21 protein-coding genes and 1 riboswitch are annotated in these 19295 nt (G+C 68.8%); of the genes, 11 read left to right on the plus strand and 10 right to left on the minus strand.

The features are described 5' to 3' along the window. Positions 1–2: 2 nt before the first annotated feature. The 3 genes from SH203_RS01860 to SH203_RS01870 form a co-directional block, all read right to left on the minus strand. Entirely contained in the window at positions 3–575 is a 573-nt protein-coding gene (locus SH203_RS01860) for a manganese efflux pump MntP family protein (protein WP_087119165.1), read from the minus strand. A gap of 27 nt (positions 576–602) precedes the next feature. Continuing rightward, a riboswitch (yybP-ykoY riboswitch) is annotated at positions 603–746 on the minus strand. 44 nt (positions 747–790) lie between these two features. Then, positions 791–1822: a type 2 isopentenyl-diphosphate Delta-isomerase gene (fni, locus tag SH203_RS01865; protein WP_087119166.1), complete on the minus strand. Its 1032-nt coding sequence runs from the start codon at positions 1820–1822 to the stop codon at positions 791–793. Positions 1823–1827: 5 nt separating this feature from the next. Next, entirely contained in the window at positions 1828–3711 is a 1884-nt protein-coding gene (locus tag SH203_RS01870) for a PPC domain-containing protein (protein ID WP_087119167.1), read from the minus strand. A gap of 94 nt (positions 3712–3805) precedes the next feature. On the opposite strand from SH203_RS01870, the gene SH203_RS01875 reads away from it, so the two are divergent. The 5 genes from SH203_RS01875 (at position 3806) to SH203_RS01895 (ending at position 7790) form a co-directional block, all read left to right on the plus strand. Next, the gene (locus SH203_RS01875) at positions 3806–4726 is read left to right on the plus strand and encodes a bifunctional methylenetetrahydrofolate dehydrogenase/methenyltetrahydrofolate cyclohydrolase (protein ID WP_087119168.1); all 921 of its coding nucleotides are present in this window, start codon (positions 3806–3808) and stop codon (positions 4724–4726) included. Positions 4727–4787: 61 nt separating this feature from the next. Then, positions 4788–5471, plus strand: a complete 684-nt coding sequence (locus SH203_RS01880) for a LemA family protein (RefSeq protein ID WP_087119169.1) — start codon at positions 4788–4790, stop codon at positions 5469–5471. Beyond that, a complete protein-coding gene (locus SH203_RS01885) occupies positions 5468–6301 on the plus strand; it encodes a YgcG family protein (protein WP_087119170.1) in 834 nt (277 codons plus the stop codon). Before SH203_RS01880 ends, SH203_RS01885 begins: the two co-directional genes overlap by 4 nt. Beyond that, positions 6301–6978 (plus strand): TPM domain-containing protein, encoded by a 678-nt coding sequence (locus SH203_RS01890; protein ID WP_234989343.1) that lies wholly within the window; start codon positions 6301–6303, stop codon positions 6976–6978. Before SH203_RS01885 ends, SH203_RS01890 begins: the two co-directional genes overlap by 1 nt. A gap of 74 nt (positions 6979–7052) precedes the next feature. Continuing rightward, complete coding sequence (locus SH203_RS01895) at positions 7053–7790, plus strand: endonuclease/exonuclease/phosphatase family protein (protein ID WP_087119172.1); 738 nt, start codon at positions 7053–7055, stop codon at positions 7788–7790. Here SH203_RS01895 and SH203_RS01900 read toward each other — a convergent pair. Beyond that, positions 7775–9253 (minus strand): phospholipase D-like domain-containing protein, encoded by a 1479-nt coding sequence (locus SH203_RS01900; protein ID WP_087119173.1) that lies wholly within the window; start codon positions 9251–9253, stop codon positions 7775–7777. The two genes, SH203_RS01895 and SH203_RS01900, sit on opposite strands and share 16 nt — an antisense overlap. Before the next feature lie 171 nt (positions 9254–9424). Here SH203_RS01900 and SH203_RS01905 point away from each other — a divergent pair, with 171 nt between their 5' ends. The 5 genes from SH203_RS01905 to pip all read left to right on the plus strand — a co-directional run bounded on the left by SH203_RS01905 (position 9425) and on the right by pip (position 14400). Then, positions 9425–9604, plus strand: coding sequence for a hypothetical protein (locus SH203_RS01905; protein ID WP_087119174.1), 180 nt, complete (start codon positions 9425–9427; stop codon positions 9602–9604). 125 nt (positions 9605–9729) lie between these two features. Continuing rightward, on the plus strand, positions 9730–12294 hold the full coding sequence (locus SH203_RS01910; protein WP_087119175.1) for a tipN: 2565 nt from the start codon (positions 9730–9732) through the stop codon (positions 12292–12294). Between the two features lie 83 nt (positions 12295–12377). Further along, a complete protein-coding gene (locus SH203_RS01915; protein ID WP_200808760.1) occupies positions 12378–12986 on the plus strand; it encodes a hypothetical protein in 609 nt (202 codons plus the stop codon). Positions 12987–13029: 43 nt separating this feature from the next. Further along, positions 13030–13386: a DUF423 domain-containing protein gene (locus tag SH203_RS01920; RefSeq protein ID WP_087119177.1), complete on the plus strand. Its 357-nt coding sequence runs from the start codon at positions 13030–13032 to the stop codon at positions 13384–13386. Between the two features lie 33 nt (positions 13387–13419). Then, positions 13420–14400: a prolyl aminopeptidase gene (gene pip / locus SH203_RS01925; RefSeq protein WP_087119178.1), complete on the plus strand. Its 981-nt coding sequence runs from the start codon at positions 13420–13422 to the stop codon at positions 14398–14400. 49 nt (positions 14401–14449) lie between these two features. Here pip and SH203_RS01930 read toward each other — a convergent pair whose 3' ends face one another. Together SH203_RS01930 and SH203_RS01935 are read right to left on the minus strand one after the other, a co-directional pair. After that, on the minus strand, positions 14450–14848 hold the full coding sequence (locus tag SH203_RS01930; protein WP_087119179.1) for a DoxX family protein: 399 nt from the start codon (positions 14846–14848) through the stop codon (positions 14450–14452). A gap of 64 nt (positions 14849–14912) precedes the next feature. Next, entirely contained in the window at positions 14913–15611 is a 699-nt protein-coding gene (locus SH203_RS01935; RefSeq protein WP_087119180.1) for a pirin family protein, read from the minus strand. 119 nt (positions 15612–15730) lie between these two features. Here SH203_RS01935 and SH203_RS01940 point away from each other — a divergent pair, with 119 nt between their 5' ends. Beyond that, positions 15731–16657 carry a LysR family transcriptional regulator gene (locus tag SH203_RS01940; protein WP_087119181.1) on the plus strand — a complete coding sequence of 309 codons (927 nt, stop codon included), beginning with the start codon at positions 15731–15733 and terminating at the stop codon, positions 16655–16657. 4 nt (positions 16658–16661) lie between these two features. Here the strand turns inward: SH203_RS01940 and SH203_RS01945 are convergent, their stop codons facing one another. Genes SH203_RS01945 through SH203_RS01960 form a run of 4 tightly spaced genes read right to left on the minus strand, consistent with a single transcriptional unit; the run spans position 16662 to position 19253 of the window. Beyond that, complete coding sequence (locus SH203_RS01945; protein ID WP_087119182.1) at positions 16662–16961, minus strand: hemolysin; 300 nt, start codon at positions 16959–16961, stop codon at positions 16662–16664. 22 nt (positions 16962–16983) lie between these two features. Beyond that, on the minus strand, positions 16984–17292 hold the full coding sequence (locus SH203_RS01950; RefSeq protein ID WP_234989344.1) for a DUF1996 domain-containing protein: 309 nt from the start codon (positions 17290–17292) through the stop codon (positions 16984–16986). Between the two features lie 5 nt (positions 17293–17297). Next, positions 17298–17756: a DNA polymerase III subunit chi gene (locus SH203_RS01955; protein WP_087119183.1), complete on the minus strand. Its 459-nt coding sequence runs from the start codon at positions 17754–17756 to the stop codon at positions 17298–17300. A 21-nt stretch (positions 17757–17777) separates the two neighbouring features. Then, a complete protein-coding gene (locus SH203_RS01960; protein WP_087119184.1) occupies positions 17778–19253 on the minus strand; it encodes a leucyl aminopeptidase in 1476 nt (491 codons plus the stop codon). Between the last annotated feature and the right edge of the window lie 42 nt (positions 19254–19295).

The following is a 19295-nucleotide window of genomic DNA, read 5'->3' on the forward strand; positions in this document are numbered from 1 at the left end:
GATCAGCCGGCCAGCACGCCCAAGTGCTCCAGGAGGATCATCGTGCCCAGGCCGATCAGGGCGACGCCGCCCACGATCTCGGCCGCCTTGCCGAACTTCTGGCCCACGACCCGGCCGATCAGCATGCCGAAGGTGGTCAGGATGAAGGTGGTGCAGCCGATCGAGGCGGCGATCACCCAGATGTTGGCGCCGATGAAGGCCAGACCCACGCCGATGGCCGCCGCATCGATGCTGGTGCCGACGGCGGTGGCGATCAGGGCCCAGGGGCCGGAGCGGCGGGGTGCGGCGTCCTCGTCGGCGTCGCGCGGCTTGGCGCCTTCCCAGATCATCTTGCCGCCGACGATCAGCAGCAGGGTGAAGGCGATCCAGTGATCGATCTTCTCGACCAGGCCGGCGGCGATGAGGCCCAACCCCCAGCCGATCAGTGGGGTGATGGCCTCGATCACGCCGAACACCAGACCGGCCTTGATGGCGGCCGGCACGGTCGGTCGGTGAGACGCCCCTCGCCCCACGGCGGCCGCGAAGGCGTCCGTGGACATGCTGAGGGACAGGACGGCGATGGTTCCTGGGGTCATGCGAACAGACTCCACCGGGCAGGCGACAGCGGTCCCCTCGCCGGCCGGTGCGGCGGTGGAACGCGCTGGTCTCGCTAGGCGGTGATCCGCTGATCGCGCCACGCGCCGAGGCGCGAGTGTGTTGACGCGATCCCGACGATGCGACGCCGGAAGCTACTCCCCAACAGGAGGCGGCGCTCTACACGACCGGGCGCGCGCTTGGCAACCGCCGGCGATCAGTCGAAGGGTCGCAGAGGCGCCCGGCGCAGCGCCGCCAGATTGGCGGAGTCGGTGCAGAAACAGACGGTTCGCAGCTGGCGCATCACCTGCTGAAAATGTGCGATCACCGCCTCGGTCGAGGTCGCGGCCGCCGCCAGGACGCCCGCCGCCTGCCCCACCAGATCGGCGCCCAGCCGAATCGCCTTGGCCGCATCCACCCCGTCGCGGACGCCGCCGGAACCGATGATGACGGCTTCCGGGCAGGCGCGACGGACGTCGACGAGGGCCTGGGCGGTCGGCGCGCCCCAGTCGGAGAAGGCGGCGGCGTGGGCCTTGTCCAACGGGTCCGACGCCCGCTCGCCCTCCACCAGCGCCCAGTTGGTCCCGCCCGCGCCCGCGACGTCCACCGCCGCCGCGCCCATGTCGATCAGCCGCCGGGCGGTGCGGCCGGACAGGCCCGCGCCGGTTTCCTTCACCACGACCGGCGCCTCAAGCTTCAGGATCAAAGCCTCCAGCGCCGCGCCCACGCCCCACCAATCGCGATCGCCCTCGGGCTGACACGCCTCCTGCAGCGGGTTCAGGTGAACGACCAGGGCGTCGGCGTCGATCATGTCCATGGCTCGCCGCGCCTCGTCCGGGCCGAAGCCGCGCGTCAGCTGGGCCGCGCCGATGTTGGACAGGATCACCGTGTCGGGCGCGCGGCGACGCAGCGTCCGGTCCAGACCGGCTTCGGCCCCGCCCTCGATCGCGGCCCGCTGCGATCCCACCGCCAGGGCGACGCCCAGATGCTGGGCCGCCTCGGCCAGACGGGCGTTGATCGCCTCGGCCCGACTGGGGCCGCCGGTCATGGCGCTGATCAGCAGGGGCGCCTTCAGCCGCCGTCCCAGGAAGTCGGCGCCCAGGTCGATCTTGTCGTGGTCGAGGTCCGGCAGGGCCTCATGCACGAAATGCACGCGGTCGAAACCGGCTTCTCGCGCATGACGCCCCCGCCCCGCCAGAACGACGTCCAGATGCTGGTCCTTCCGATCGGGCGGGGCGGCGTCGCTCATGCGGATTACTGGGACGACGTCTGGCTCCGCGCCTCGCCGCTGCGCGTGCTGGCGGCGGGCTGGCGTTCGACCGTCAGGGCGTAGGCGCCCGTCTGGTTCGGGCCATAGGCGCGGGCGCGCACGACATACCAACCGTCGTCCGGCGCGGTCCAATCCAGCTTGGCATGGGCGTCCGACAGGCCGTCGTCGTCCGTCGCCAGGCTGGAGAAATCGCCGTCATCGTCCTGTCGGCCCAGATCGATGAAGGAATCGAAGGCGTTGGACACCATGGTCAGCCGTAGCTTCTCATCCTTCTTGGCCTGGAAGCGATAGGCGTCGAAATAGGCGCCTTCGTCCGTCATGGCCGACGCCGCCTTCAACACTCCGCGCACGGTCGAACCGACCAGCAGGCTGCCGGGCTTGGGCTCCGGCCCGCGATCCGACAGTTCGAAGGAATACAGGCCCTTGCCGTCGCCGCTCAGCGGCATGGCGCGCACGACGTAATCGCCGTCGTCCGGCAGGGTGAAGGTCAGGCGCGAATCCGTGCCCTCGGCCAGGCCGTCGTCGTCGCTGGCCAGAACCTCGAAGTCCTCGCCCGCCTTGCCGATCTCCAGATAGGCGTCGAAGTCGCCCGAACGCAGGATCGCCTGGACCCGCTGGCCCTTGGTCCCGCTGAACGTATAGGCGTGATAGTGTTTGCCGTCGTCGCCCTGCGGGTCCGCATCGGTGATCTCGCCCTCTGCGGTCTGGCCGAAGACGGCGGGCGTGGGCGGCGGCGGCGGGGCCGTCTCCGTCAGCTTCAAGGTATAGTCGCCCTCGGCCTCGTCGCCGAAACCGCGGGCTTCGATGATGTAGTCGCCATCGGCGTCCAGGGTGCGGCCGATGCGCGAATCGGTGCCCGAGCCCGCGCCGTCGTCGTCTTCCGCCACCGTCGTCCCGTCCGAGGCGCGGCGCAGCGTCAGATAGGTGTCGAACTCGCTGGACTTCATCTCGATGGCGATGCGCTGGCCGGCGGTTCCGGTGAAGCGATAGGTGTCGGCGCGCTGGCCGGCGTCGTTCGTGGCGCTTTGTGCGTTCAGTTCGCCCTTCACATCGTCGCCGACCGCGATCGGCTTGGACGGCGGAGCGGGCGGCGCCTCGGCGAGACCCAGCTCATAACGCCCCAGCCGCTCGTCTATGCCGGTGGCGCGGATGATGTATTCGCCCGCCGACGGGGCCGTGAAGATCAGGCGCGAGTTCAGCCCGCCGCCCGCCGCATCGTCGTTGTTGGCGATCTCGGTGAAGTCCGGCCCGTTCATCCGGCCGACCCGCACCAGGGGATCGATGTCGCTGGAATCCAGGGTGATGACGAAACGGTCGCCCGCGTTTGCGCGGAAGGCGTAGGCATCGTAGCGGCCGCCGTCCTCCTGCTCGGGATCGCGGTCCGTCAGCTCGCCGCTGACGGTCGAACCGACGCGAATGCCGGTCGGGCGCGGGGCGCGCGGTGCGGGCGGGCGCTCCTGCAGCGACAGCCGATAGTCGCCGCCGTCCAGTCCGCTGAGCGTGCGCGCCCTCAACACATAGACGCCGTCCCGTTCGGGCGTGAAACGCAGGCGGGCGTTGGTGCCGTCGCCCAGACCGTCGTCGTCCTGGGCCAGGGCGTCGCCCGTTGCGCCGTCGGCATAGACCTCCAGATAGGCGTCAAACGCATCGGAGCGCAGAACGGCCTCCAGACGCTGGCCGGCCCGAGCCTGGAACCGATAGTCGTCGTAGCGATATTCGTCGTCCGCCGCCCTGGCGTCGCCGTCCGTCAGGGCGCCGTTGACGCTGGCGCCGATCCGCAGGGGTTGGGCCTCCTGCGCCAGGGCGTGACCTGCGGCTCCGATCAGGGCGATCAGGCTGACGGCGGCGGCGAGCGAGGGACGGCTCATGAATTTCTCCAGCTTTGGACCGGGATCATAGACGACGAACCGCCGCGGCTGTAAATCGCCGCCATCCTGAAATTTCCCGCCAGACGGAGCCGCCATGTCGGTCGAACCCCAGTCCGCGACCCTGATCGACGGCAAGGCCTTTTCCGCAACGCTGGTCCAGCGCGTCGCCGCCGCCGTCGAGCGCCTTGAGGCGGATCACGGCGTCAAACCCGGTCTGGCGGTCGTCATCGTCGGCGAGGACCCCGCCAGCCAGATCTATGTCCGCAACAAGGGCGAGACGACCCTGCGCGCCGGTATGCGATCCGACACCCATCGTCTGGCCGAGACGACCAGCCAGGCCGAGCTTCTGGCCTTGATCGCCCAGTTGAACGCCGATGCGGGCATCCACGGCATTCTGGTTCAACTGCCCCTGCCTGCCTACATCGACGCGACCGTGGTGCTGGACGCCATCGCCCCGGACAAGGACGTGGACGGGTTCCACGTCGTCAACGCCGGTCGCCTGGCCGTGGGTCTGCCGGGCCTTGTGCCCTGCACGCCGCTGGGCTGTCTGATGCTGCTGAAGGATCAGCTGGGCGATCTGTCGGGCCTGAACGCGGTCGTGGTGGGCCGATCCAACATCGTGGGCAAGCCGATGGCGCAACTGCTGCTGGGTGAAAGCTGCACCGTCACCATCGCCCATTCGCGCACCCGCGACCTGCCGGCCGTCTGCCGCGAGGCCGATATTCTGGTGGCGGCGGTCGGACGGCCCGAGATGATCCGAAACGACTGGATCAAGCCCGGCGCCACGGTCATCGACGTCGGCATCAACCGCGTGCCGTCCGCCGATCCGGTCAAGGCCGCCGAGGGCAAGACCCGCGTCGTCGGCGATGTGGCCAAGACGGCCGTGGAGGTCGCCGGCCGCCTGACCCCGGTTCCCGGCGGCGTCGGCCCCATGACCATCGCCTGTCTGCTGGCAAACACCTATTCGGCCGCCTGCCGCATCAACAATATCGAACCGGAGCCATTGGGCGCTTGATGCATTGTCGCGGCGGGCCGATATTCGGCCCAACGGCGATCGTCGCCGACAGGGAGATGTCATGGTCCGCCTCAACGCTCGCGCGCTCGCCGTCGGCGCCGTCCTTCTGATCACGCCTGCGGCCGCCGGTTGCGGCTACAACACCATTCCGACCAAGCAGGAGCGCGCCGAGGCCGCCTGGGCCGACGTGCAGAGCCAGTATCAGCGCCGCGCCGATCTGGTTCCCAATCTGGTCGCCACCGTCCAGGGCGCGGCGATCCAGGAGCGCACCACCCTGACGGACGTGATCAACGCCCGCGCCCGCGCCACCTCGGTCAACGTCTCGGCCAGCGACCTGAACAACCCTCAAGCCTTCCAGCAGTATCAGGAGGCCCAAGGCCAGCTGTCCGGCGCCCTGTCGCGCCTGCTGGTCACGGTGGAAGCCTATCCCCAGCTTCAGGCCAACCAGAACTTCCTGACGCTGCAGTCGCAGCTGGAAGGCACCGAGAACCGCATCCAGATCGCCCGCCGCGACTATAACGAGGCCGTGCGCGACTATAACACCACCCTGCGCACCTTCCCGCAGGTGATCTGGGCCAAGACTCTGCACGGCGGTTCCAAGCCCATGCAGCTGTTCACCGCCACCGCCTCCGCCCAGTCGGCGCCGCAGGTCAACTTCAACCTGAACGCCCCGCCGTCCAACGCCTCCGCGCCCGGCGGCGGCGCGCCCGCCGTCGCGCCCGGTTCCACCCCGCCGGCCCAGTGACACGCCCTCACGCGCCGGGGCGACGTCCGACCGGCGTCGCCGCCTGGCTGATCGGCCTGGCCGTCGTCCTGCTGTTCGCCGTTCCGGCGATGGCGCAGTCCAGGATCGCGTTTCCACCCCTGACCGGCCGCGTGGTCGATCAGGCGGGTCTGCTCGATCCCGCGACCGAACAGGCCCTGACCGAAAAGCTGGCGGCGCTTGAGGCCGCGACCAGCGATCAGCTGGTCGTCGTCACCGTCAGCAGCCTTCAGGACCAGGAGATCGAGGACTACGGCTATCAGCTGGGTCGCGCCTGGGGCATCGGTCAGAAGGAAAACGACAACGGCGCGCTGCTGATCGTCGCGCCCAATGAGCGCAAGGTCCGGGTCGAGGTCGGCTATGGGCTGGAGCCGATCCTGACGGACGCCTTCTCGTCCCAGGTCATCCGAGACGACATCCTGCCGTCCTTCCGCGACGGCGATTACAAGACCGGCGTGGTCAAGGGCGTGGACGCCCTGATCGCCCAGCTTTCGCTGGACCCGGCCGAGGCCCAGGCCCGCGCCAAGGCCGTCGCCGACCAGCAGACGACGCATAAGGGCGGATCGATCGCGCCCCTGATGATCGTGGCGCTGATCTTCCTGTTCATGTTCATGGCCGCCGCACGCTCGGGTCGCGGGCGGCGCAGCGGCGTAGGCTCGGTCCTGCTGTGGGCCGCGTCAGAGGCGCTGCGCAACTCGGGCCGGGACGGCGGCGACTGGGGCGGCGGCGGAGGCGGCGGGTTCGGAGGCGGGGGCGGTTTCGGCGGCGGCGGCGGCGGGTTCGGCGGCGGCGGAGCATCGGGAGGATGGTGATGCAGATCTCGGACAGCGACCGCACCCGCATCGCAGAGGCCATCGCCGGCGCCGAAGAACAGACCTCGGGCGAAATCTTCTGCGTCGTGTCGCGGCGGGTCTCGTCCTATCTGGACGTCAGTCTGGCGTGGGCGGCCGGCGCCGCCCTGATCGCGCCCATCGTCTTCGTCCCCCTCGTTCTGGACCTGCGCTGGCCCGTCGGCGGATGGGAGGCGGCGCATCAGGCGGCCGAGGCGGCGAGCACCGGACAGGCCCTGGCGATTTACGCCCTGTCCCAGGCGGTGGTGTTCGTCGGCGTCTTCCTGCTGACGCGGATTCCGGCGCTGCGTCGTCTGGCGACGCCCGCCGGCGTGCGGCGCGGCCGGGTGCGAAAGGCGGCCCTGCAGCAGTTCCTGGCCCACGGCGTCCATGTGACGCGCGAACGCACCGGCGTCCTGATCTTCGCCGCCTTGGACGAACATCAGGTCGAGCTGATCGCCGACGAAGGCATCCACGCCAAGGTGGAGGAAGGCGCCTGGGCCCAGGCCGTCGCCGCATTGACCCGAGAGTTGCGCGCCGACAAGCCCGTCGAAGGCTTTTCCGCCGCCATCGGCCTGTGCGGCCAGATGCTGGCCCGGCATTTCCCGCCGCGCGCGGACAACCCCAATGAGTTGCCGGATCATCTGATCCTGCTGTGAATCGTCGTATCGGGGTCGCAATCGAGGACCACAAGGCCTAGCCCACGGTCGAAGCCAGACGACATTCCCACGCCATGCCCCGCCTTCTCACCTACAATGTCCACCGCTGCGTCGGCACAGACCGCCGGCTGGACGTCGAGCGCATCGTCGCCGTCATCGGCGAATACGAGCCGGACATCGTCTGCCTGCAGGAGCTGGATGTCGGGCGTTCGCGCACCAACGGCGTGGATCAGGCCCGCGCCATCGCCGACGGTCTGGTCATGACCTCGCGCTTTCATCCGGCGATGCGGATCGAGGCCGAACAGTATGGCGACGCCATCCTGACGGCGCACCCGGAACGACTGATCCGCGCCGACAGCCTGCCGACCGTCGCCGGCATTCCGGGGCTGGAGCCGCGCGGAGCCATCTGGTCCGAGATCCAGATCGACGGCGTGGCCCTGAACGTGTTCAACACCCATCTGGGTCTGGTGCCGCGCGAGCAGCGGTTACAGGCCGCAGCGCTGGCGGGTTCGGGCTGGCTGGGCGGCTGCACAGGCCCGACGCTGCTGGCGGGCGACTTCAACGCCACCTCGATCACCCGCCCCTATCAGACCCTGTGCCGCAGTCTTGAGGATTGCCAGCGTCAGCTGGGGCTGAAGCCCAGCGTGAAGACCTTCCCCTCGGCCTTTCCCGCCATCCGCATCGACCACTGTTTCGTCAGCCCGCACATTCGCATCCGCGCGGTGCGCTCGGCCTTTTCGCCCCTCGCGCGGGTGGCGTCGGACCATTTGCCGCTCATCGTCGATTTCGACGTGGTTCAGCCCGGCGCCTGACCGCCTTCGGACGCCGGTCGCGTGCGGTGCGAGCGGTTCAGTCGTTTCCACGGTCGCCAGGCGTCGGTCGAGGATGTGGGATCACCCAGCTGCCACTCCGCGAACATCCGCTGGATGCGCGTCGGCGGGTCCGAGCCCAACGGCTTCAGCCGATCCGTCTCGAAGCTGCAGATCGCCTGACCGACCGAGCCGAACACCCCCTCCACCGCCGCATAGTCCTCGGTCGCCACGCCCAGCCAGTGGGCGATGGTGCGGTGGCGATGGGCGGTGATGACCGCACGACCCGCCGCATCGGTCGGCTCGGCGGCGATGTCGCATTCGGTGTCCAGCCCCATCGACCGATTGTTCAGATTGGTCGAGCCGATCCGCAGCAGCCGGTCGTCGATGATAGACATCTTGGCGTGGACGATGATCCGGTCGCCGTCCTCGGTCAGGGGCGCGAAGGCGAAGAACCGATTGTATTTGTCCGCCTGCTCCAGCCGATACAGCACCTCGGCGCGCGCGGTGTCCATCGTCAGGCTGTCGAACCAGCTGGGGCTCTTGGCCGTGGAGACGACGACGATCTGCGGCCCGTCCGGTTCGGCCAGACGCTGGGCCAGCGCCGCTGCGATCACGGGCGAGGTGAAATACTGGTTCTCCAGATAGATCAGCCGTCTGGCGCGTCGGATCGATTCCAGATGCAGGGCCTCGCTCTCGCGCACCTCGCGCCGTCCGCCCCATTTGGGCTCGGTGCGGGCGATGCCGACCGGCACGTCGGTCATCTGCACCGGAACCCCGTCGGGCCAAGGATCGCCCTCGACCTCGTCGGGGATGGTGCGCTCCCAGGTGGCCTTGAACCAGCGTTCGCGCGCCAGATCGCCCAGCGCCCGCGCCGCCGGGCCGTCCATCACCGACATCACCTCGTGACGCGCCTTGCAGATCACGCCGCTGGGCAGGGCGCGACGCGGATCGCCGTCCAGATGCTCGTCGGAATCCCAGCGGTCGGTCGAGATGTCGCCCCCGCCGCAGAAGGCGATCTTGTCGTCGATCACCACGACCTTCTGATGGTGGCAGGCGCCGATGGGACCGGGCGAATCCAGCCGGAACTCCACCATCCGCTTGCGGAACCAGCGCTGGGCGCGATGGGGATAGAAGCCCTGCGACGCCGCGATCAGTAGCGGCGACTTCCAGATCAGCAGCCGCACGTCCAGGTCCGGCTTCTTCTTGACCAACATCCTCAGCTGCCGGCCGATCTCGGCGCTCTTGTCGCTCGGGCGCGTTTCGGGGTCCAGGTGGGTGCGCGGATCGAACTGCCAGCCCAGAAGGACGATGGACCGTTCCGCCTTCTGAATGGCCGAGGACAGGGCGTCGAAATAGGCTTCGTTTTCCATCAGCACGGAAAACCGATGGGCGACCGCCGAGGTCCACAGACCCGGCCCCGGCTCCAGCAAACTGCCGTCGTAACTGTCGCCGCCTTGCCCCATGCAACCCCTTTGCCTGATTCGCGTGACACGGTGTCGGAGCGCCCTGTCCTCCGTTTCACGCGGTGGGCGCCGGGTCAATCTTTGACGGCGCGCGGCCATGAGGCGGGATTGTGACGTTCGTCGATCTGGGGCATAAGGTGCGGGGTGGTCGAGGCCGCGAGGGAGGGTGAAATGCAGGGACTGATCGAGCTGATCGCCGGCTTCATCGCGTTGCTGGCCGCGGCCGTCCTGTCGCAGTTCGGCGTGAACACCCACAACGCCAACCATTCCGACCGCGAGGTCCGCCGGGTCGTCGAATGTCAGGACGCCGCCGCCTCAACGGCTGCGGTGGAAGGCAAGCGCGACTGCTGAGGCGGCGCTCGCTCGGGCGTCGATCGACAGCTTAGGCGCGCCAGCAGGTTCCGTCCGCCTCATTCCTGTTCTAGGGTCTCGAAGGCGCTGTCGGACGCCTGCGTAGAGATCGAGTTTTTGAGCTGATGAAGTCTCCCAAACGGCCGCCGCTGAAGCTGACCGACGAAGACGTCGTCGCCCCCGTCGATGCGCCGTCCGTCGAGGAGACGCCGCTCGCCGAGGCCGGGATCGAACCGGAACCCTTGACCGACGCCGATCTGGAGATCGTCCAGCCCGCCTTCGAACGGCCGATGTCCGAACGCCGCCGCCGTCGCCTGCTGGAAGAACAACGGCAGGCCGAGGAGCGCGCCGCCGCTCTGGCGCCGACCGCAGACCCCGACGCGCGCTCGAACGCCGAAGTCGAAATGGCCGTCGCGGCCGGCAAGCCCCCTGCCCCGTTCGAACTGTCGTCGCCCCCCGCCGTCAAGCCGGTCGTCGCCAAGCGGACGAACGAGCCGTCAGGCCGCCATGCCTATCTGATCGCCGGCGTCGCCTCGGCCCTGTGGATCGGCGGCGTCGCTTCCTGGGCCGCCTATGAGTTCGGCGCGGGCGGGGCGGAGCTGGACCCGCTGCGCATCGCCATCTACGCCCTGATCGCCCTGGCCCCGGCGGGCCTGGCCATCATGCTGGCCCATGCGGTGCGGCAGGGGGCGGGTTTGGCCGCCGAAACCCGTCGCGCGCGTCAACTGGCCGAGGCGCTGGTCGCCCCGACCGCCCTGGCCGCCCAGCAGACCGGCGACGTGCTTCAGTCCCTGCGCTCCGACATCGACCACGCCGCCCTGGCGGCCGAGCGGGCGCGCCACGACATGGCCCTGCTGCGCGAAGCTCTGGCCGAAGAGACGGCGCGTCTGAACGAGGCGGCCGACAACGCCGGGCGCACCGCCCGTCGTCTGGCAGAGAACCTGGGCCGCGAGCGCGATCAGATGCAGACCCTGGGCCTGCATCTGGACACCCAGGCCACCGGCGTCATCGACGCGGTCGAACGTCAGTCCCGCATGGTGGCGGACGCCTCGGACCTGGCCCAGGCCCAGTTGCGCGAGGCCGAAGCGGCGCTGGCCGCCCGCGCCGCCGATCTGGCCGCCGCCGCCGGCGAGGCCCAGGACGCCGCCCGCGTCGCCGCCGAGGACCTGGCCCGCCAGACGATCCGGCTGGAGAACGCCGGATCGGGCGTGGCCGAACAGATTCAATCGGTCGAAGAGGGCTTGGGCCAACAACGCGCCTCGCTGGTCACGGCCGCCTATGCGCTGCGTACCGATCAGGAGGACTTCTCCGCCCAGGTCGAGAGCCAGCGCGCCCAGTTGGTCGAACATCTGTCGGCGACCCGCGCCGCCGCCGGCGATCTGGACCGCACGACCCAGACCTCGGTCGACGCCCTGCGCGATCTGGTCGAGGCCGCGACCGATCAGTTCCGCGCCCTTGTGGATATGTCCCAGCGCGAGGCCGACGGCTTCGATTCCGCCACCAAGGTCGCCCTGGACCGTTTCGAGGCCCTGGCCGCCGAGGCCCGCGACGCCCTGATGGAGGAAACCCGCCGCGCCCTGGAGCAGATGCGCGCCACGGCCGAGGATTCCCGCGCCGCCGCCGCCGACGCCGCCGAACAGGCGCGTCTGCGCGCCGACCGCTTGGGCGAAACCCTGTTCGACGCCGCGCAGAAGGCCGACAACGCCGCCGACGCCCGTATCGAGGATGCGCGTCGCATCGTGGGCGAAACCTCCGGTATCGTGGAGGAGGCCGGCGAACGCATGGTCAATCGTCTAGAGGCTCTGGTGGGTCGCCTGAACGAGGCCCTGTCCGAGATCGACACCGCCGTCGCCGACATCGACGAACGCGCCGCCCGCCTGCCCCAGGAGGCCCGCGCCCGCGCCGAGGCCGTGCGGGCCACGGTCGAGGACGGTCTGGCGTCGCTGGCCGCCGCCTCGCGCAAGGCCGCCGAGGACACCGAGGCGCTGGACCTGGGCTTCCAGGAGCGGGTGCGCCGAAACTACGACATGCTGACCGAGGCTGTGCGGCTGATGGGGGTGGTGTCCGGCGACGCCGCGCCCGCCCGCCGTCGTGACCCCTCGCCCGAGCCCGAACGCACAGAACCGCGCGCGCCGCGAACGCCGATCCCGCCGCCAGTCGATGACCGCAAGATCGGCCTGCGCAGCCGCCTGCGTCTTGAACCGACCGAAGCGCCGCGTCCCTCGGCCGATGACCGTCTGGACTGGAGCGATCTGGTGACGCACGACGACGGCGACCAACCGTCGTCGGACCTTGACGTCCCCGCCGCGACCGCCGGCCCCACGCCGGCCGAGGCCGACGCCCTGTCCGAGCGGGTGATGGCCGCCATTCGCCGCATGGGCGTCGATCCCAACGCCCTGCTGCCCCGCTCGCGGGTCGAGGAGGCGGCGCGCGCCATCGGCAAGGGCGACCCAGACGGCGGGCGCCAGATCGTGCGCCGCGTGGCGCCGGCCGCCGTGCGCAGCGTCTCGCGTCGTGTGCTGAGCGACGCGGATTTGCGCGCCGACGCCGAACGCTATGTGCGTCACTTCGCCGGCGGCCTGGCCGCCTCGGCTCGCGCGGGCGACACGACGGCGGTGCAGACCGCCCTGGCGTCCGACGCCGGACGCGCCTTCATGTTGCTGGACGCGGCCGTCGGCGATCTGGGCTAGGAAACCGCGCACTTGACGATGAACCCAAGTTGCCGCCACTTGCGGTTCACCGAACTGTCACGGGCGGGGCGATGGCCGGCACAATGAGCGAGATCGACAGCCCAGCGAGCGGCGACGCCAGAAATGGCGACCGCCGCCCCGGCATCATCATCTGCGCCTATGAGGGCGAAGACGCGGGCTGGGATCTGGTCGAGGACCTGTCCGGCGAGATCTGGAGCCCGGCGGGCGCGCGCGCCGTCCCCATTTCCGGCAACGACCCCGACGCCCTGGCCTCGACCCTGGCGGCGCGACTGGGCAGCGGCGACTGCCGGGCCGTCCTGCTGGTCGGCCGCACGCACAAGGGTCAGGGCTTCCGCGTCCAGATGCGGGCCGAGAACCGCACGCTGGACTACAAGCATCGCCTGTCCAGCACCGGCCCCGGCGTCGCCCGCGCCACCGCCCCGGTCGCCGACATCCTGCGCGCCCTGTCCGCCGCCGGTCTTCAGGCCGACGCCTCGTCCGAGGCGGAAGAGGACGCCGGTTCCTATCTGCTCTATCGCGTTCTCGCCGATCTGCCGGACGGGGCCGTCACGCCCTCCATCGGCCTGTTGCGCGCGCCGGCCCCGGCCAATGAGGCCGCCGTGCGCAAGGGTGTGAAGGCCGCAGCCTCGGCCATGGCCAGCCACCTGACACCCCTGCCCCGCGTCAATTGAACCGACGAGAGACATCGGGCGATCTACGGTCTAGGTTGGCTAGATGATCGCGAGTCGCAAACTGATCCTCTTCGCCGCTCTGAACGGCGCCATGGCGGTCGCGGTGGGCGCTTTCGCGGCCCACGGCGCCGGGCCTCAGATCAAGCCCCTTCTGACCACCGGCGCCCAGTATCAGCTGATCCACGCCGTTCTGGCCGTCGCCGCCGCTCAATGGCAGGCGGGCGGGCGACTGGCGTCGATCGCCGGCTGGCTGGCGTCCGTTGGCGGTCTGATCTTCTGCCTGTCCCTGCTGCTGATCGCCTTTCTGGGCGTGCCAGCCTTCGGCGCGGTCGCGCCCGTCGGAGGGGTGCTGATGATCGCCGGCTGGCTGTGCCTGGCCTTCGCCGCCCTTCGTTCCTGATCGTTTCGTCCCTACTGCAGAAAGCCCATCTTCATGGCCTTCCCCACGCCCGCCGAGCCGCGTCGTATCCTCTATCCCGAGGTCGAGGCCTATGCCTCGGGCTGGATGGCGACCGAGGGCGTGCATGAAATCTATTACGAGGAATCCGGCAATCCTCAGGGCGTGCCGGTCATCGTGCTGCACGGCGGTCCGGGCGGCGCGGTCAATCCGGGAATGCGGCGCTTCTTCGATCCGGCCGTCTATCGCATCATCATGTTCGACCAGCGCGGTTGCGGCCTGTCGCGCCCCCACGCCTCGCTGGAAGACAACACGACCTGGACACTGATCGCAGACATCGAGCGGCTGCGCGTCCTGTGCGGGGTCGAGAAATGGGTGGTGTTCGGCGGATCGTGGGGATCAACCCTGTCGATGGCCTACGCCATCACCCACCCCGAGAGGGTCCAGGCCCTGGTGCTACGCGGCATCTTCCTGCTGGCCAAGAAGGAGCTGCACTGGTTCTATCAGGACGGCGCCTCGATGATTTTCCCCGACGCCTGGGAGCGGTTCCTGGAGCCCATCCCCGAGGCCGAGCGGGGCGACCTGATGGCCGCCTATTACAAGCGGCTGATCGGCGACGACGCAGCCGAGCGCGAGCGGTGCGCCGTCGCCTGGTCGAGCTGGGAAGGCGAAACCGTCAGCGTCGAAGGCCCCAACGCCCGGCCCGAAAAGTTCGCCGAGCCGGAGTTCGCCGTGGCCTTCGCCCGGATCGAGAACTGGTTCTTCACCAACGCCGGCTTCTTCGAGGAAGACGGCTGGATTTTGAAGCAGGTGGACCGGATGCGCCACATCCCCTGCTGGATCGCGCAGGGGCGGTTCGACGTGGTCACGCCCATTTCCGGCGCCTGGGCCCTGCACCGCGCCTGGCCCGAGGCCCGTCTGGACATTGTGGACGACGCCGGCCACGCCTCGTCAGAGCCGGGCATCGTCGACAGCCTGGTGCGCGCCACCGACTGGGCCGCGACCGTCGGGGCCTGACGGAAAAGGCCGCCATGTCGCGAACATGGCGGCCTTGTCATGCGGCGGGTCAGAACCGGCGCGTAGTTCGGTCGTCCAGGCTCCAGGCGCCGGGGCCTGCGGTGAAGATGTACAGGAAGACGAAGCAGAACAGGATGGCGGCGTCGCCTCCGTTGACCGCCGGCATCGGATCGCGCGGGAAGTGGAACATCCAATAGGCCACCGCCATCTGGCCCGATGCGATGAAGGCCGCCGGACGGGTGAACAAGCCCAGCACCAGAAGCACGCCCGTCACCAGCTCGATCGCCCCGCCCAGGCCGAACAGCGAGAACAGCGCCTGCTGTCCCGGCTCGGCCCCGGCTGGAAATCCGAACAGTTTGACGACGCCGTGGGCCAGAAACAGCAGGCCGGCGACGATCCTGAGCGCGGCCAGGGCGCGCGGCTGCCATTCGCTGGTCTGATTGAACATGATTTCCCCCTCGATCTCGTTTCACAGCCGGAGGCAGGCCCGGCTGTGAAACTTGATCCGAAAATCAGGCGGCGTCCACCAGCACGATCTCGGCGTCCGACAGGGCCTTGACCGTGACCACGTCCTCCTGGGCGATGGCGGCGCCGTCGCGGGCGTTCAGGCGCACGCCATTGACCTCGATCTCGCCCTTGGCCGGAACCAGATAGGCCCGGCGGTTGACGCCCAGCGGATAGTCGGCGCTGTCACCCGCGTTCAGCGTGGCGGCGACGATCCGCGCATCGGTGCGGATGGTCAGGGCGTCGTCGTCGCCCTCGAAGCCCGAGGCCAGGACCACGAACTGACCGGAGCGCTCGCCCTTCGGGAACGGCTTCGTGCCCCAGCTGGGCGCATCGCCGCGTCGGGTCGGCTCAATCCAGATCTGGAAGATCCGGGTCAACTCCGGCTCCGCATTGTATTCAGCGTGGCGGATGCCGGTCCCCGCGCTCATCACCTGAACGTCGCCCGCCACCGTGCGGCCCTTGTTGCCCAGGCTGTCCTCATGGGTGATGGCGCCGTCGCGGACATAGGTGATGATCTCCATGTCGGCGTGCGGGTGGGGCGGAAAGCCCGTGCCGGCCTCGATCTCGTCGTCGTTCCAGACGCGCAGATTGCCCCAGCTCATCCGCTTGGGATCATAGTAGTTGGCGAAGGAGAAGTGGTGCTTGGCGTTCAGCCAGCCGTGGTCGGCGCCGCCCAGCGACTCAAAAGGTCTGCGTTCGATCATGGGTCTGTCCTCAGGCCGGGCCGTCCCGGCGTCATCTGCTTGACGACAGGATAGAGATCGGCGACCGAACAGAAATAGAAACCAGCGAAACTCATTGTTTCCGTTCTTATAGGTCGCCCATGCCCCGTCTGCCCGATCTGGAAGCTCTGGCCATCTTCGCGAAAGTGGCGGAAACCCAGTCGTTTTCCGGCGCGGCGGACAGCCTGTCGCTGTCCAAGGCCACTGTGTCCAAGGCGGTGACGCGGCTGGAGCAACAACTTCAGACCACCCTGCTGCATCGCACCTCGCGCCGGTTCGCCGTGACCGACACCGGCCGAAACCTGGCGGCGCGCGCGGCCCATATGCTGGCCGAGGCCGAAGGGGCGGTGTCGGAGGTGCTGGACATGTCGATGACGCCGCGCGGCCTTGTGCGTCTGGCGGCGCCCATGTCCTTCGGCATGGCCTATGTGGCCCCCGCCCTGCCCGAATTCCTGGCCATGAACCCGGACGTGTCGATCGACCTGCATCTGTCGGACGAGGTGATCGATCTGGTCGGCGGCGGGTTCGACTGCGCCTTGCGGATCGCCGCCCTGCCCGATTCCTCGCTTACGGCGCGAAAGTTGAGGTCGGTCAAACGCGCCCTGGTCGCCTCGCCGTCCTATCTGGAGCAGCGGGGGCGGCCGACGCATCCAAACGACCTGAGCCGCCACGCCTGTCTATGCTACGCCTATATGCCGACGCCGGACATCTGGCGGTTCAGCAATGCGGAGGGCGAAGAGGTCGTGGTGCGGCCGCAGGGGCCTTTGCGAGCCAACAATTCCGACGCCCTGACGGCGTCCCTGTGCGCGGGACTGGGCGTCTTCCCCCAGCCGGACTTCATCTACTGGAAGGATGTGGCGGGCGGCCAACTGGAGACGGTCATGACCGACTGGAGCCTGCCGCCCATTGCCCTTCACCTCGTCGCACCCAACAGCGGGCCGCGTCCCGCGCGGGTCACGGCCCTGATGGACTATCTGGCGGCGCGGTTCAGCGGGCCTTTGTGGCCCGGCGATACGGTCGGGCGCTAGAAGGTCAGCCGCACTTCACTTCGCGCACGATGTCGGTCGCCTGATCATAGACGAAGTTCACGCGGTTCTCGCGATAGTCCATCGTCGCCGGGCAGGTGGTGCAAAGCACGCGGAAGGTCTGGCCCGCCGGCGCCGTCGGTATGGTCGAACGATTGCGGCCGACATAGCTCTGATAATCCGAAACCTTGCAGGCCTTGAACCCGCCGTCCGACCCGCCGGTCGGCGGCGTCGTGGTCTGGGTCGGCGCACAGGCCGAGAGGGCGAGCGCGCCGCCGGCGAAAAGCGTGCTGGCGATGATTTTCATGATCCGTCCCTTTCCGTTCGGCTCAGCCGCAGCGCACCTGTTCGATGACGCCGGTCTGTTCATTGTAGAGGATGTTCAGGCGATAGGCCGAGAAGTCCTGCGTCACCGGGCAGGTGGTGCAGGTCACGCGGCGGTTGACCACCTCGACCGGCACGGGGATTTCGGTGCGCGACTTGCCGACCAGATATTGCATCTCGCCGGCCTTGCAGAAATCTTCGGTCTGTCCCGTCGGCATCCGGCTGCCGACAGGCGGATTCAGTTGCGCCTGTTCGATCGTGCGGGGCGCGGGCGCTTCGGACACCGGGGTCGAACAGGCCGCCAGCAAGCTCAAGGCGATCAGGCCGCCTTTTCCCAGCGCCCTTCGTCCGACTGTTTCCAATAGGCCAGGTTGGCGCCCTGATCCTTCAGCGCCTTCCAGCGTCCGCGCGCGTGCTGCAGCGCCGGTTCGTCCCGCCCGTCGAAAATTATGAAGCATCGTTCGAACCCTTCCGTTGCGCCCATGTCTGCATCGTCGAAAATGAACAGCGCCTGAGCGCCGTTCAGGTTCTCTCCCGTCTCGCTCAACAGCACGGGCTGACGCTCAGCGTGGGTCTGATCGGCCCGGCCGTGGGGCAGGAAGCTGTTGTCGCGAAACGTCCAGAGAAGCTCGTCCACATCGTCCAAACGATGCGAGTGCGACGACTTCACCATGGCCCGCCAACCCCGTTCGAGCGTCTTTTCGAGCAGGGTCGGCAGCACCTGGTCCAGCGTCGACCGCTCCAGATGGTAGAACCAGATTTGGGGCTTGCCGCTCATCCGGCCCTACCTATCCGACGATCAGGCTTCGTAGGTGTCGGCCACCATGCGGTCCAGGGTGCGCACGGCGAAGCCGACGCCGCCCTCGGGCACGGTGGGGTTGGGGCTCTTGTTGGCCCAGGCGGTGGGTGCGATGTCCAGGTGCGCCCACGGCACACCGTTGGTGAAGCGTTGCAGGAACAGGGCGGCGGTGATCGAGCCGCCGGCGCGGCCGTTGCCGGTGTTCTTCACATCGGCGATCTTAGAATCGATGTGCTGCTCGTAGATGGCGGGGATCGGCATGCGCCAGAAGTTCTCGCCCACCTTCTTGGCGGCCGCCAGGATCGGATCGGCCACATCGTCGGAGTTGGAGAAGACGCCGGCGTAATCCAGGCCCAGCGCCACGATCATGGCGCCCGTCAGGGTGGCCAGGTCGATCATGAACTTGGGCTTGAAGCGGCCCTGCGTGTACCACAGGGCGTCGGCCAGGACGAGGCGGCCCTCGGCGTCGGTATTGATGACCTCGACCGTCTGACCCGACATGGACACCACCACATCGCCCGGACGCTGGGCGTTTCCGTCAGGCATGTTCTCGACCAAGCCCAGAACGCCCACGGCGTTGACCTTGGCCTTGCGGCCGGCCAGGGCGATCATGGTTCCGGTTACGGCGGCCGCGCCGCCCATGTCCCACTTCATGTCCTCCATGCCGTCGGCCGGCTTGATGGAGATGCCGCCGGTGTCGAAGCAGACGCCCTTGCCGACGAAGGCTATGGGCTGACCGTCCGCCTCGCCGCCCTTCCACTGGATCACGGCCAGCTGGCTTTCGCGACGGCTGCCCTGGCCGACGCCCAGCAGGGTGCGCATGCCCAGCTTCTCCATCTCGGCTTCGCCGAGGATTTCGACCTCAAGGCCCAGGCTTTCCAGCGCCTTGACGCGCTTGGCGAACTCGGCCGGATAGAGGACGTTGGCCGGCTCGGACACCAGGTCGCGGGCGAAGATCACCCCGTCCGCCACGGCCGACAGCGGCTCCAGCGCCGCCTCCGACGCCCGCAGGTCCGAGGTCACGACGCGGACGGCGGTGATCGACGGAATCTTGTCGGCCTTTTGCGTGGTGCGGTATTTGTCGAAGCGATAGGCGGCCAGACGCGCGGCGAAACCGGCGCGCGCCGCCTGTTCCGGCGTCAGGTCCGAGGCGTCGATGGTCAGAACCTCGGCGCCCGACAGCTTGACCGCCCCATAGGCCGAACCGGCGAAGGCCTCGACCGCCAGATCGTCCAGCTTGGCCTTGTCGCCCGCACCGATCAGCAGCACCGCATCGGCGTCCACGCCCGTCGGGGCGGCGATCAACAGGCTTTGGCCCGTCTTGCCGGTGAAACGGCCCTTGGTCATCGCCTTGGTCAGGGCGCCGCCCGCCTTGCCGTCCAGCGTCGAACCGGCCGCGGTCAGGGCGCGATCTTCGAATACCGGAACCGCGACGATTTCGGCGGCGTCCACGGCGGCGATGAATTCGATCTTCATTCAATCAACTCCAGCCAGGCCCCACCCGGCTCTTTTAAAGAC

It is taken from the genome of Brevundimonas sp. SH203 (genome assembly GCF_002157625.1).
Classification (GTDB): Bacteria; Pseudomonadota; Alphaproteobacteria; order Caulobacterales; family Caulobacteraceae; genus Brevundimonas.

What these genes read in the sequence shown, in the direction of transcription:
- SH203_RS01860 (WP_087119165.1), bottom strand. Translation starts at nt 575, where the DNA reads ATGACCCCAGGAACCATCGCCGTCCTGTCCCTCAGCATGTCCACGGAC.
- fni (WP_087119166.1), bottom strand. Translation starts at nt 1,822, where the DNA reads ATGAGCGACGCCGCCCCGCCCGATCGGAAGGACCAGCATCTGGACGTC.
- SH203_RS01870 (WP_087119167.1), bottom strand. Translation starts at nt 3,711, where the DNA reads ATGAGCCGTCCCTCGCTCGCCGCCGCCGTCAGCCTGATCGCCCTGATC.
- SH203_RS01875 (WP_087119168.1), top strand. Translation starts at nt 3,806, where the DNA reads ATGTCGGTCGAACCCCAGTCCGCGACCCTGATCGACGGCAAGGCCTTT.
- SH203_RS01880 (WP_087119169.1), top strand. Translation starts at nt 4,788, where the DNA reads ATGGTCCGCCTCAACGCTCGCGCGCTCGCCGTCGGCGCCGTCCTTCTG.
- SH203_RS01890 (WP_234989343.1), top strand. Translation starts at nt 6,301, where the DNA reads ATGCAGATCTCGGACAGCGACCGCACCCGCATCGCAGAGGCCATCGCC.
- SH203_RS01895 (WP_087119172.1), top strand. Translation starts at nt 7,053, where the DNA reads ATGCCCCGCCTTCTCACCTACAATGTCCACCGCTGCGTCGGCACAGAC.
- SH203_RS01900 (WP_087119173.1), bottom strand. Translation starts at nt 9,253, where the DNA reads ATGGGGCAAGGCGGCGACAGTTACGACGGCAGTTTGCTGGAGCCGGGG.
- SH203_RS01905 (WP_087119174.1), top strand. Translation starts at nt 9,425, where the DNA reads ATGCAGGGACTGATCGAGCTGATCGCCGGCTTCATCGCGTTGCTGGCC.
- SH203_RS01910 (WP_087119175.1), top strand. Translation starts at nt 9,730, where the DNA reads ATGAAGTCTCCCAAACGGCCGCCGCTGAAGCTGACCGACGAAGACGTC.
- SH203_RS01915 (WP_200808760.1), top strand. Translation starts at nt 12,378, where the DNA reads ATGAGCGAGATCGACAGCCCAGCGAGCGGCGACGCCAGAAATGGCGAC.
- SH203_RS01920 (WP_087119177.1), top strand. Translation starts at nt 13,030, where the DNA reads ATGATCGCGAGTCGCAAACTGATCCTCTTCGCCGCTCTGAACGGCGCC.
- pip (WP_087119178.1), top strand. Translation starts at nt 13,420, where the DNA reads ATGGCCTTCCCCACGCCCGCCGAGCCGCGTCGTATCCTCTATCCCGAG.
- SH203_RS01930 (WP_087119179.1), bottom strand. Translation starts at nt 14,848, where the DNA reads ATGTTCAATCAGACCAGCGAATGGCAGCCGCGCGCCCTGGCCGCGCTC.
- SH203_RS01935 (WP_087119180.1), bottom strand. Translation starts at nt 15,611, where the DNA reads ATGATCGAACGCAGACCTTTTGAGTCGCTGGGCGGCGCCGACCACGGC.
- SH203_RS01940 (WP_087119181.1), top strand. Translation starts at nt 15,731, where the DNA reads ATGCCCCGTCTGCCCGATCTGGAAGCTCTGGCCATCTTCGCGAAAGTG.
- SH203_RS01945 (WP_087119182.1), bottom strand. Translation starts at nt 16,961, where the DNA reads ATGAAAATCATCGCCAGCACGCTTTTCGCCGGCGGCGCGCTCGCCCTC.
- SH203_RS01955 (WP_087119183.1), bottom strand. Translation starts at nt 17,756, where the DNA reads ATGAGCGGCAAGCCCCAAATCTGGTTCTACCATCTGGAGCGGTCGACG.
- SH203_RS01960 (WP_087119184.1), bottom strand. Translation starts at nt 19,253, where the DNA reads ATGAAGATCGAATTCATCGCCGCCGTGGACGCCGCCGAAATCGTCGCG.